This window comes from Neptunicella marina, assembly GCF_014270035.1.
Classification (GTDB): domain Bacteria; phylum Pseudomonadota; class Gammaproteobacteria; order Enterobacterales; family Alteromonadaceae; genus Neptunicella; species Neptunicella marina.
On record NZ_JACNEP010000029.1, the window covers coordinates 1 to 12,910 of the forward strand.

Annotated in this window: 10 protein-coding genes; 4 read left to right on the top strand and 6 right to left on the bottom strand. The window is 45.5% G+C overall.

The genetic code is table 11. The annotated features are described in order from the left end of the window. Window positions 1-120 precede the first annotated feature (120 nt). The 3 genes from H8B19_RS18495 to xseA all read right to left on the bottom strand — a co-directional run bounded on the left by H8B19_RS18495 (window position 121) and on the right by xseA (window position 5,710). A complete protein-coding gene (locus tag H8B19_RS18495; RefSeq protein WP_186508588.1) occupies window positions 121-2,031 on the bottom strand; it encodes a CocE/NonD family hydrolase in 1,911 nt (636 codons plus the stop codon). Window positions 2,032-2,198: 167 nt separating this feature from the next. Beyond that, entirely contained in the window at window positions 2,199-4,274 is a 2,076-nt protein-coding gene (locus H8B19_RS18500) for a M13 family metallopeptidase (protein WP_186508590.1), read from the bottom strand. 110 nt (window positions 4,275-4,384) lie between these two features. After that, a complete protein-coding gene (xseA, locus tag H8B19_RS18505; RefSeq protein WP_186508593.1) occupies window positions 4,385-5,710 on the bottom strand; it encodes an exodeoxyribonuclease VII large subunit in 1,326 nt (441 codons plus the stop codon). A gap of 124 nt (window positions 5,711-5,834) precedes the next feature. Between xseA and guaB the strand changes: the two genes are divergently transcribed. Continuing rightward, entirely contained in the window at window positions 5,835-7,304 is a 1,470-nt protein-coding gene (gene guaB, locus H8B19_RS18510) for an IMP dehydrogenase (protein WP_186508595.1), read from the top strand. A 73-nt stretch (window positions 7,305-7,377) separates the two neighbouring features. Beyond that, window positions 7,378-8,955 (top strand): glutamine-hydrolyzing GMP synthase, encoded by a 1,578-nt coding sequence (gene guaA / locus H8B19_RS18515; RefSeq protein ID WP_186508597.1) that lies wholly within the window; start codon window positions 7,378-7,380, stop codon window positions 8,953-8,955. Window positions 8,956-9,063: 108 nt separating this feature from the next. On the opposite strand, the gene H8B19_RS18520 is transcribed toward guaA, so the two are convergent. Then, window positions 9,064-9,957 carry a LysR family transcriptional regulator gene (locus H8B19_RS18520; RefSeq protein ID WP_186508599.1) on the bottom strand — a complete coding sequence of 298 codons (894 nt, stop codon included), beginning with the start codon at window positions 9,955-9,957 and terminating at the stop codon, window positions 9,064-9,066. Window positions 9,958-10,061: 104 nt separating this feature from the next. On the opposite strand from H8B19_RS18520, the gene H8B19_RS18525 reads away from it, so the two are divergent. Then, window positions 10,062-11,177 carry an FAD-dependent oxidoreductase gene (locus H8B19_RS18525; protein ID WP_186508602.1) on the top strand — a complete coding sequence of 372 codons (1,116 nt, stop codon included), beginning with the start codon at window positions 10,062-10,064 and terminating at the stop codon, window positions 11,175-11,177. Window positions 11,178-11,345: 168 nt separating this feature from the next. On the opposite strand, the gene H8B19_RS18530 is transcribed toward H8B19_RS18525, so the two are convergent. Together H8B19_RS18530 and H8B19_RS18535 are read right to left on the bottom strand one after the other, a co-directional pair. After that, complete coding sequence (locus H8B19_RS18530) at window positions 11,346-11,633, bottom strand: hypothetical protein (protein ID WP_186508604.1); 288 nt, start codon at window positions 11,631-11,633, stop codon at window positions 11,346-11,348. Window positions 11,634-11,669: 36 nt separating this feature from the next. Next, the gene (locus H8B19_RS18535; RefSeq protein ID WP_186508606.1) at window positions 11,670-11,882 is read right to left on the bottom strand and encodes a hypothetical protein; all 213 of its coding nucleotides are present in this window, start codon (window positions 11,880-11,882) and stop codon (window positions 11,670-11,672) included. 231 nt (window positions 11,883-12,113) lie between these two features. Between H8B19_RS18535 and tadA the strand changes: the two genes are divergently transcribed. Beyond that, complete coding sequence (gene tadA, locus H8B19_RS18540) at window positions 12,114-12,629, top strand: tRNA adenosine(34) deaminase TadA (protein ID WP_186508608.1); 516 nt, start codon at window positions 12,114-12,116, stop codon at window positions 12,627-12,629. The last annotated feature ends 281 nt before the right edge of the window (window positions 12,630-12,910 follow it).

Here is a 12,910-nt window from a genome sequence, read left to right on the forward strand (position 1 = left end):
AAAAATCCGATGACCTTACGATCATCGGATTTTGATCCTCTTATGCCGAATGTCAACTTCTTAACTGATCGGCATTAAGCCAACGGCTCCTTTTTTAACAATAACGTTGCTAAGCAGCGCTTACTCCACTATCGGTAAACTCACCGATGATGGTGCTTTCGCTGAGTGGTAAACGCTAATATTGGCCTTTTTATAATCCTGTGGTTTGGCCCAGAAAATATTATCCACGTAGGTCTGTGGGTTTCTGTCGTACAGCGGGAACAAGCTGGATTGTACTTGTACCATCAGCTTATGGCCGGGCAGGAACACGTGATCCACATTCGGCAGGCCGAATTTATATTCTTCGATTTTGCCTGGTTTTAGTGGCGCGGGTTTGTCAAAGCCATGCACATAACGGCCACGGAATATCTCGATGCCAATCGGCAGTTCAAATCCGGCCAAGCTTTCTTCCATCGCGCCTTGCACTAAGCCTTCGCTGGTGGTGTTGGGGTACACATCAATTAACTTGACCACAAAGTCACCATCGGTGCCGCTGGTGGCGGCAAATAAATCCACCATAGGTGCGCCTTTGATATGAATCGCTTTATCCAGTGCTCCGGACTGATATACCAGTACATCCGGGCGGCTGGAGGCAAAACGCTGATCCTGCACTAACCAGGGTTTCCATTGTCTGGCGTCATCCAGATGCACTGGGCGCGGCACAAAGGGTACAGGTTTGGCCGGATCTGATACATATTCATCATGGGCTTTGTTGGCTTTTTTCGGTGCATCAAAGCTGAGGCCATTGTTGGCTTGCAGGTACAGTTTTTTATCGGTGCCAGCTGGCCATTGCTGGGATACTTGCCACTGATTAATGCCGGTGGCATAGGTTAGTACCGGTGGCGTGTGTGGATCGGGCGCGCCTTTTAGGTAGTGGTCAAAAAACGGCTTCATGTATTTCACACGGAATTCTTTGGCGGTATCGCCGGTGAAATTTAAATCGCCCAGATTGTAGCCGTAGTGGTTCACCCCCGAATGACGCCATGGACCAATTACCAGTGACACCATATCGTTATTTTTATCTTTGGGCTCCATGGCTTTGTATACCGCGGGTGCGCCATAAGAGTCTTCCTGATCCCACTGACCGACCACTAACATAGTAGGGACTTTAAGTGGCTCTTTGGCCATGATTTTATCTACCGCCTGCAGCGACCAGAAATCGGTATAAGCCGGGTTTTGCACCAACTTTTGGATAAAGGGGAATTTTTCAAAACCCCATTGTTTGATGAAATCACCACTGGAACCGGCGTTTAAAAAGCGGTTGTAATCGTCTTCAAAACCAATGGCGATTTTGCCATGACCGTGGTCGGTACTTTGTCCAACCGCATAACTGATACTGTTATTGCGAAATGCGCCGTTGTGGAACCAGTCATCCCCGATCCAGCCGTCAACCATCGGGCTTTGTGGCACGGCGGCTTTAAGTGCCGGGTGCGGGTTAATTTCCGCCATCAGTGTGGTAAAACCTAAATAAGAGGAACCAACTATGCCCACTTTGCCGTTGGATTCTGGTGTGTGTTTTACCAGCCAGTCGATGGTGTCGTAGGCATCGGTGGATTCATCAATGCCGGTGTCGTTTAACGGGCCGCTGATGGGGCGGTTTGTGACGTAATCGCCCTCTGAGTGGTACATACCGCGGATATCCTGATACACCCGAATGTAGTTATCTTCAAGAAAATCATCATCCATCACCGCCGTGACTTCGGTTATCGACTGACTGCCAGTGCGTTTGGCATCGTGTTCGGCATTGTAAGGTGAACGGCTTAACAAAATTGGCGCGTTTTTGGTGCCTTTTTTCATGATGGTTACCGTATACAGTTTGGTGCCATCACGCATTGGGATCATGTCCACACGCTTAATAAAATCCGCTTGTGGGCGAATGGTTTCGTAACTGGCAACGCCATCGGGCGTCATTGGAGTAACGGTTTGAGTGGCCGCCAGTGCTGGCAGGGTAGTTAGCAGGCTTAACGCCAATATTGTTTTGCGCGGGAACATATATTTCCTCTTGTTAGTGGCAAGGCGATGAACTCACCTTTTATTTAATTAACCCCTAACCCTAGAAAATTCAGTGCCCATTGCAAAGTAAAGACTGTGTAAAAAAACATCATTGCCGGGTAATAAAGCCGGATATAAAAAAGGAGCCAAGCGGCTCCTTTATGGTCTTACCAGAGGCTGACGCGTTTATCCGGATCAATCCACATGCCATCACCCTGTTTGACATTAAAGGCTTTGTAGAAGCCCGGAATGTTTGGATAAATACCGTTTACGCGGTATTTAAGTGGTGAATGTGGATCCGATGCCAAACGGCTGACTTCGGTTTCATGTTTGTATTTGCCTTTACGCGACATGGCATAACCAATAAAAAAGCGCTGTGGGCCAGTAAAACCATCAATCACAGGCGCGGCTTTGCCATCCAAACTGCGTAAATAGGCTTTATAGGCCATGGTCACACCGACTAAATCACCAATGTTTTCACCCAGGGTCAGTTCGCCGTTTATGTGCATGCCTTCAACTGGCGTGTACTGATTAAACTGTTCAACTAACAGTTTGGTGCGGTCATCAAATGCCTTACGGTCCTGCTCGGTCCACCAGTTTCGTAAATTGCCGTCACCATCATATTTGCTGCCGCTGTCATCAAAACCGTGGCTGACTTCATGGCCGATCACGCCACCGATAGCACCATAGTTAATGGCATCATCTGCGCTTAACTGGAAAAACGGTGGTTGCAAACGTGCAGCCGGGAACACAATTTCGTTTTGAGTGGGATCGTAATAGGCATTGACGGTTTGTGGTGTCATAAACCATTCGTGTTTATCAATCGGTTTGCCCAGCTTACTGACTTCACGCTGATAGTCGAAGCTGCGCACGCGTTTTACATTACCCAGGTGATCGCCTTTGGTAATGGTTAGCGCTGAATAATCACGCCAGTGATCCGGGTAACCAATTTTGGCATTAAATTTTGATAATTTAACTTTGGCGGCTTGTTTGGTGGTATCACTCATCCAGTCGAGCTGATCAATGCTGATTTCAAATTCATTTAAAACATTGCCCACCAGTTTTTGCATTTTGTCTTTGGCGGCTGCCGGGAAACGTTTTTCCACATACAGTTTGCCAACGGCTTCGCCTAATGATCCGTTAATCAGCGATACACCACGTTTCCAGCGCGGTTGTTGTTTGCTTTGACCTCGCAGCTTCTGGCTCATAAATGCGAAATTGGCATCATCGACTGCTTTGGTTAAGCTACTGGCATAACTGGTGATCAGCTTATAACGCAGGTAATCCTGCCATACGCTAACTGGTGTGCTGGCCAGCAACTTATCCAGCGCTTTAAAATAACTGGGCTGGCTGATAATGACCTGCTCTACATCAGGTAAGCCCAGCGTGGCCAGTAACGGTGACCACTGGGTGGTATCCCCTAATTCAGCAAGTTTATCGACAGAATAAGGATTATAGGTTTTTTCGTCGTTACGGTTTTCCACCTTGCTCCACTGGTGGGTTGCCAGCTGAGTTTCCAAATCAAATACCGCTTGGGCTCTGGCATCCGTCACATCTTTATCGATAAAACCCAGCATGCTTTTAATAAAGGCCGGTAGTGCATCACGCACTTCGATAAAGGTTTTATTGTCGGTAGCCAGATAATAATCGCGGTCGGGCAGGGTTAATCCATCCTGATAAAAATAAGCGGCGTATTCATCGGCTTTTTTCAGGTTGGGCTGCACATAAATGCCAAACGGCATATCTACTTTCATGCTAATAAAACGTGCCATTTCACGAGTAAGGGACGTGGTGTCGTTAATTGCATTTATATGATTTAAATCGTCATTTAACGGGGATAATCCTTTGGCTTCTACCGTCGCCTGATCCATCCAGCTGGCATACATGTCACCGACTTTTTGTGCTTCTGAGCCGGGTGCATTGGTTGCTTTGGCCGAGTCTTCTATGATGCTGCGCAGCGTTTTTTCTGCATCTTCATACACTTCGTGGTAAATGCTGTAGCCGTTGTAAATGTCGGGAATAGTGGTGGCATTTAACCAACCGCCATTAGCAAACTGATAAAAGTCATCCTGTGGACGAGTGCTGCGATCCAGCGCTTCCTGATCAACACCTGATTTAAGTACTGCGTTGGCGGTGTTATCGGCAGTGGATTGCGTTGATGGTGATTGCTGTGCTCTAAGGGCCACTGGTGCTGCAAATAAACTAATAATACTTAGCACCAACAGAGGTTTTTTAAACTGCATAAGACTGTCCGGAAAGTTAATCAGAGCCGAGTGTAACAAGCTTTGCCGACAAAGTGGGGGCGTAGCTAAACCTTGTTACATTTTATATTGAATTGATACAAAGCGAGTTGTTAATTGACCGTGCTGTTGATTTCGCCTTCGGCCAAACGGGTCGTGAGTTGGTCGCCACTTTTTACATCGTCTGCCTTTTTAAGCACCTTACCGTTAGTGAGTGTAATGCTAAATCCACGTGTGAGGGTGGTAAGTGGGCTTAAGGTATTCAATAAGTGCGCTTGCTCTGCCAGTTGTTGTTGTTTCAGTTTTAATCGGTGCTGCATCGCATGTTGTAAATTGGTGGTTAAGTGGCTGAGCTGACGATTTGCCATTGCTACGGTATGTTGCGGATTTTGCTGGCTTAAGCGATTAGTAAGAGCTTCATTACGTTTATGACTGTTATGCAATATGCGCTGCATGGCTGCATGCATCGCCAGTTGCAGATGGTCAATTTGTTGTGATTGTTGTTTTAATCGCGCAGCAGGATGATGTTTTTGTAACTGATGTTCACTGATATTCAACTGGTGAAATTTGCGCTGCAACTGTTGCTGTGTTGCCTGAGTTAAGCGCTGTTGCAACTTGATAATATTATTTACCTGCTCTCGCTGATCCTGACTGACCAGCTCTGCTGCGGCAGAAGGCGTCGGGGCGCGCAAGTCGGCAACAAAATCGGCAATGGTCACGTCCACTTCGTGGCCGACGGCACTGATAACGGGAATGTTTGAAGCAAATATAGCGCGCGCAACAGATTCCTGATTAAAACACCATAAATCCTCCAGTGAACCACCACCACGACCAACCAGCAATACATCTACTTCATTACGGAAATTAGCCTTCTCAATAGTGGCGACAATTTGTGCGGTAGCGATTTGCCCCTGAACCTGAGTGGGATAAATCACAATTTGGGTTTGCGGAGAACGGCGATTAAGTACGGTTAACATGTCGTGCAGTGCCGCGCCGGTGGCGGACGTAATAATACCAACCCGCTTAATGGTGTGTGGCAGTGGCTTTTTATAACTGGGGTCAAATAAACCTTCGGCATGCAGACGGTTTTTTAATTGTTCAAATTGCTGTTTAAGTAGTCCCTCACCGCCAGACTGCATTTTTTCCACAATCAACTGATAGTCACCGCGCGGTTCATATAAGCTGATGTTGGCGCGCACTAAAACCTGCTCACCTTCTTTGGGGGCCGGATTAACAAAACGATTACTGCCTTTAAACATCGCGGCACGGATTTGCGCGTTTTTGTCTTTTAAGGTGAAGTACCAGTGGCCGGAGCTTGCTTTGACAAAATTTGAGATTTCCGCCGATACCCATATGGTGCCAATTTCACTTTCTAAAATGGTGCGGGATAATCGATTCAGTTTACTGACGGTAAACACATTTTGCTGATGGGCTGACATACTCGCCTTAAAATACTGACAGGGTGAAAATTTTACCCGTTTGATGAATGATTTCAGTTTACCTGATAAGGCAAACCCGCTACAATCCCGCCGCAACTAATTCTCCATACAGAGGTGTCGTTGCATGTTACGGATCGCTAAAGAAGCCCTTACTTTTGATGATGTATTGTTAGTGCCCGGTCACTCAACGATATTACCCCATACCGCTAGTTTAAAAACCCGCTTAACCCGTAAAGTTGAACTGAATATTCCTATGGTGTCTGCTGCCATGGATACGGTAACCGAAGCGCGTTTAGCGATTGCATTAGCGCAGGAAGGGGGTATCGGCTTTATTCATAAAAACATGACTGCTGAACAACAGGCAGAGCATGTACGTCAGGTTAAAAAATACGAATCCGGTGTAGTATCGGATCCAGTGACTGTTACTCCGGATGCTACCATCGGCGAAGTTAATGCCTTAAGCAAACGTCTTGGTTATTCTGGTTTCCCGGTGGTAGATAGCGACAACAATTTAGTCGGTATTGTAACCGGTCGTGATCTTCGTTTTGAAAACAAACTGGATTTGGCTATCTCGTCTGTGATGACACAAAAAGACGATTTGGTCACAGTGACTGAAGGTGCAACTTCGGATCAGGTACTTGATTTGATGCATGAAAATCGCATCGAAAAAATTCTGGTGGTTGATGACAACTTCAAACTAACCGGTTTAATTACCGTTAAAGATTTCCAAAAAGCCGAAAGCAAACCAAACGCCTGTAAAGACGAATTAGGTCGTTTGCGTGTGGGTGCAGCTGTTGGCGTAGGCGCCGGTACCGACGAGCGCATTAAATTGCTGGTTGAAGCCGGTGTTGACGTATTGTTGGTGGATACGTCACATGGTCACTCACAAGGTGTTATCGACCGGGTTAAATGGGTACGTCAAAACTTCCCCGATGTGCAGTTAATTGCAGGAAACGTGGCAACAGGAGAAGGTGCGTTAGCATTGGCCGATGCCGGCGTAGATGCAGTTAAAGTGGGCATTGGCCCGGGTTCTATTTGTACCACCCGTATAGTAACCGGTTGTGGTGTACCACAAATTACCGCTATTTCTGATGCGGTTGAAGCCTTAAAAGATCGTGATATTCCAGTTATCGCTGATGGTGGTATCCGTTTCTCTGGTGATATTTCTAAAGCCTTAGTGGCTGGCGCAAGCTGTGTGATGGTAGGCAGTATGTTAGCCGGTACCGAAGAAGCACCGGGTGAAGTGGAATTGTATCAGGGACGTTATTACAAATCTTACCGCGGAATGGGCTCGCTGGGGGCAATGAACCAAAGCCATGGTTCATCGGATCGTTATTTCCAGGACAGCAATGAAGCCGAAAAACTGGTGCCTGAAGGCATTGAAGGTCGTGTAGCCTACAAAGGCCCAATCGCTAACATCATTCACCAGCAAGTCGGCGGTATTCGCTCTGCGATGGGATTGACCGGTTGTGCCACCATTACCGAAATGAATACCAAACCTATGTTTGTAAAAGTCACCGCAGCCGGTATGGGTGAATCACATGTACACGATGTGACTATCACCAAAGAAGCACCAAACTACCGCTTAGGGTAATCAGCTTAAAAGCTAAACTTCATGGGCTGACACAGGTTGTCAGCCTTATTTTTTATTTCAGTTGGAAATCGCAATGACCACAAATATTCATGACCAGCGTATTTTGATCCTTGATTTTGGCTCCCAATATACTCAGTTAATTGCACGTCGCGTACGTGAAATTGGCGTGTATTGTGAGTTGTGGGCGTGGGATGTGACTGAAGAGCAAATCCGTGAATTTGCTCCAAACGGTATTATTTTATCTGGCGGCCCTGAGTCGGTTACCGAAGCCAATTCACCACGTGCACCTGAATATGTATTTAATGCCGGTGTGCCGGTATTGGGTATTTGTTATGGCATGCAAACCATGGCTGAGCAACTGGGCGGCAAAGTTCAGGGCTCGGATATGCGTGAATTTGGTTATGCCAGTGTTGAAGTTTTAGAGTCGGTGCCGCTGTTAGCCAATATTGAAGATCATATCGGCGATAACGGCAATGCCATGCTGGATGTGTGGATGAGTCACGGTGATAAAGTGATTGAAATCCCGGCCGGATTTCAAACTGTGGCGCAAACTGGCAGTTGTCCTCATGCGGCAATGGCTAATCTGGATAAACAATTCTATGGTGTACAATTCCATCCGGAAGTAACCCACACACGTCAGGGACAGCGATTATTAACACATTTTGTTAAAGACATCTGTCACTGTGAAACCTTATGGACACCTGCCAAAATCATCGAAGATGCGGTTGAACGCATCAAACAAAAAGTGGGTGACGATGAGGTTATTTTAGGTTTATCCGGTGGTGTCGACTCATCGGTAGTTGCCATGTTGATGCACCGCGCCATTGGCAAAAACTTAACCTGTGTATTTGTTGATAACGGTTTATTGCGTTTAAACGAAGGCCAGCAGGTGATGGATATGTTTGGTGATCACTTTGGTCTGAATATTATCAAAGTGGATGCCGAGCAACGTTTCTTAAGCGCCTTAGCCGGTGAAGCTGATCCTGAAGCTAAACGTAAAATCATTGGTCGTGTGTTTGTTGAAGTATTCGATGAAGAATCGAAAAAACTGGCCAATGCCAAATGGTTAGCACAGGGCACTATTTATCCGGACGTGATTGAGTCTGCGGGCTCTGCTACCGGTAAAGCGCACGTGATTAAATCTCACCACAATGTGGGCGGATTGCCGGAAGACATGAAAATGGGGCTGGTTGAGCCACTGCGTGAACTGTTTAAAGATGAAGTTCGTAAAGTGGGTCTGGAGCTGGGTTTACCTTATGACATGTTATACCGCCATCCTTTCCCCGGGCCGGGTTTAGGTGTACGTGTATTAGGTGAAGTGAAAAAAGAATACTGTGATTTACTGCGTCGTGCCGATGCGATTTTCATTGAAGAATTGCACGCTGCCGATTTGTACCACAAGGTATCACAAGCCTTTACCGTGTTCCTGCCGGTACGCTCTGTTGGTGTCATGGGGGATGCACGTAAATATGACTGGGTGGTAAGCTTGCGGGCGGTTGAAACCATTGACTTTATGACCGCGATTTGGGCACATTTACCTTATGATTTTCTGGGTAAAGTCTCCAACCGCATTATCAACGAAATCGATGGTATTTCACGTGTGGTATATGATATTTCGGGCAAACCACCGGCAACCATTGAGTGGGAATAGTTTTCCGGTAATAACAGCCACAGCATAAGCAAAAAGTCCGCGTAACTGCGGACTTTTTTGGTTTTTGACACAACTGTGTGATAGCTAAATTAAAAATGCATAAGTCTGTTAGTGGTCATGCAAATTAGTAATCGCCGACTGCAAATGTTCAAGAAACGCTTTGGTTTTAACCTGTGGATATTTTCTACCGGAATAAAACGCGTATAACACCAGATCTTCCGGTTCACGATGACAATCAATTTTAATCAGGGAGCCGTTATCTATCTCTGACTGACAGGCATGCAGCGGCATAATAGCGAAACCAAGCCCTTTCAATGCTGCGGCTTTGGCCATGTGGCCGCTGTTAACTTTGTAACTGGAACTGACATGTACGGTTTGATCATGCTTAAAGCGCCAGGGCATGCCTTTAAGAACCGACATACTGGTAATACAGGGGGCTTTCTTTAGTTCATCCAGCGATTGGGGGGAGGGATGGCGTTCCAGCAATTTTGGAGCCGCTACCACACAACTTGACCAGCGCAGAATTTCTCTGGCGACCCAGCTGGAATCTTGCAGTGATCCACGACCAAAACGTAATACCAGATCGAATCCTTCCAGTAGTCCTTCTGTTGGGTCTAGCTGGGTGTCACAGCTGAGTTTTAATTGCGGATGCCTGATGCAAAAGTCTGCCAGAATGTCAGCCATAAAGGGCAGATCCGGTGTCATAATTTTCAGGTGACCGGATAACGTATCTGCTGTCTGGGATAATTCATCAAGGGAATGATCCATGGCCTGTGTCAGTGGTGTGATGGATTGGTACAACTGCTTACCGGCTGGCGTTGGAATCATCTTTCGAGTTGTACGCTCCAGCAAGCGCACATTAAGTTGTTGCTCCAGCAAAGCAACATGCCGACTGACATTGGATACAGGCAACTGAAGTTGCTGTGCGGCAAGCTTAAAGCTCAGTTTTTCATAAACGGCCTGAAAGCAAAACAACCATTGGAGTTCGATTTTTTCTATCATCAATTATCCCAAATTATGAGATTAATAAAGTAATAAAACCATATTTATCACAAATTGGGCTTTCACTACCATCTCTGCCAGGTTTTATGATCAGGAGAGAGTTAATGAGCAGAACTAAGCGGATTGCCATAGTGGGTGCCGGGGTGGCCGGGATGGCGCTGGCAATACTTGCCACAAAGCGGGGATATCAGGTCACTTTGTTTGAACGTTACAGTAAAATTTCGTCGATGGGAGCCGGAGTGACCTTATGGCCCAATGCGATGTTTGTGATGCATCAAATGGGACTGGGCAAGGAGATGGAGAAACTGGGTGGCGCACCGCAGCTGATGTGTCAGTTTGACCGGCATGGAAATCTGCAAACTGAGTTTGATATTGCAACTGTAAACTCGTTGTGCGGTTTTATCAGTGTGTCAGTATTGCGGCGTGACCTGATGAATGTACTGGCCGGGTTGTTAAATGATCTTGGGGTGGAGATTAGGTTTGATTGCTCAATTACAGCAGCAAAGGTGACGGAGTTAGCTGAGCAGCATGATCTGGTTGTTGGAGCTGACGGAAGAATGAGTTCAGTTGTGCGTGAGTCATTGTTTGAGAATAAGGTGACACCTGAATATCATGGCTTTTTGAATATTATAGGAATAAGCAGGCAGCGAAAGCATACTCTGGATAATACCATTTGTGACTTTCGCGGTTTAGGGCAACGGTTTGGAATTGTGCCGGTAAATGATGAGTGGTGTTACTGGGCGGGCGCCTGGAAGAGCCCAATCGACAACAACCCGCCGCAGCAATATTGGTATGACGAGCTATGTCGTCGCTTTCAGCACTGGCCGCAACCCGTGCAAAATGTGCTGCAGTACTGTGACAGAACGTCAGTGAACCGCATTTTTGTTCATGATATAGATCCTTTGCCTTACTGGCATAAAGACAATGTTGTCATTATAGGGGATGCTGCTCATGCTGCGTTGCCGACCTCCGGGCAGGGTGCATGTCAGGCGTTGGAAGATGCATGGCACCTTGTCAGATTACTGACAGAAAACGCTGAACTGGAGGTTGTCCTTCGAACTTTCTATCAACAGAGAAATGCCAAAACCTCTGCCGCTCAATTGGTGGGAAGGCAGTTAGCGAATCAAATTTTTTCACAACAGCCTGAACCGCGGTTACCTTCATCTCATATTTCTGCCAGTGACCTCAGCCAGTTTTGGATGCAGGGCTTAAGGTTGTGACGACGATGAGCTGATAGAAAAAGATGGGGTACCGGGAGGCGTTAAACAACGTAAATTAAAAAGCTATTTTGAATATTCGCGTGAGTATAATCTGACGCCAGCGATTTAAGCCTGAAGGCATTGTTATAACAATGCCTTTTTAATTATGTATGTTAATTAAGTAAGAACTCAATTCGTGTTTGTAACTTTACTGTGGTTTACAATATTGACTGTTTTATAACCTTGTTGCTCATAGTTACTGATGCATTTTTGATAGTTGTTATGAAGCCTTATTTCATCCACAAATCCCCATGCAAACATCCTGCACTTTACCTGCTGTTTATCGGTATTTTGCAAAATAGTTTGCTGGCTTATTTCAATAAACCCCAGTTTGTAAGCTAAGTCACCTAAACGGTTATACATTATGACACCGCATATAATCAGGATTGCCGCAGCTAATAGACTTTTAAATTTCACTGTTATTCCTTTAATGGAGCGTTGTTTGAGTGGTAATTAAAGCGACTTAAATTGCTTTTTGAGGTCATATCCATCATCGGTAACGATTTTTTCCAGTGTTTCAACGCGTTCTTTTAATGCAGCTATTTGATTCATAATTTCAGGATCATTTTGTGCTTCTGCTGCCGGGTTTTTCTTTTTAATTTGTTTAATGATTTCCGCTGTACCCCAGAAGATAATAGCGATAATGGCAATAGGCGTTAAATTCATAATTTTTCCTTTAAAATGGTATGCTTAACGCAATGTCCTTGTTTAACGGTTATGTTTGCGTTTTGGCATGTGCGTTGTGGTTATACGAAGCATATAGCAATTCCCTGACCACAATTTAAATCGTTATACTTTTCAACATGTTATAGCTATTTTATGCTTGGTAGTATAGTGCTTAATCTTGCTATATTTACCAATATTTTGCCAATTTAACCAACTTTTTATCGGTTTTACATGCGTTTAAATAGTCCTTATTTCACAGAATTACTTGCCACTGACCGTTTTTGGATGCTGCAAGCCTTGTTGCGTGCACGCAAGGCAGAACAACAAAATGAAATTCCGGTTGGGGCTGTACTGATTCAGGATAATCAGCTTATTGGTGAAGGGTGGAATCAACCTATCTCTTTAGATGATCCGTCTGCTCATGCAGAGATGCTTGCTATCCGGGATGGCGCCAGAGCTATTGGAAATTATCGCCTGCCAGGCACAACGCTATATGTGACATTGGAGCCGTGTCCGATGTGCGCAGGTTTGTTGGTACATAGTCGCATCGACAGACTGGTCTTTGGCGCTTCTGATTTAAAAACCGGTTGTGCCGGCAGTATTATGGATCTGTTACGCCACGATAAGTTAAATCATCAGATTGAAGTGACTAGTGGAGTGCTTGAGTCTGAATGTAGTGAATTGATATCGGCTTTTTTCCGCCGCAGACGCGCGCAGAAAAAAGCCTTAAAACGGATTAGCGTTTAGCTGGGCGACTGGACGGTAAAAAATCGTCCTGATTAAAAAACTCACGGTTATAAAAGAACTGTCTGCGTAAATGAATTTTACGGTTTGCTCTTTTTAACGCCAGACGACGATGGTTGTTTGATTTAAAAAAGCGAAATGTTACCTTTATATATGTGTTGATATTATAACACACACTAAGTTAGTGTAGTAAAGATAAAAAGTTTACCTGATTACCCACAAACATCAGCCAGTCTCAATAGACGATATGGCATAGGCGGTGTTCGCACAGCAACCCTCGCTAG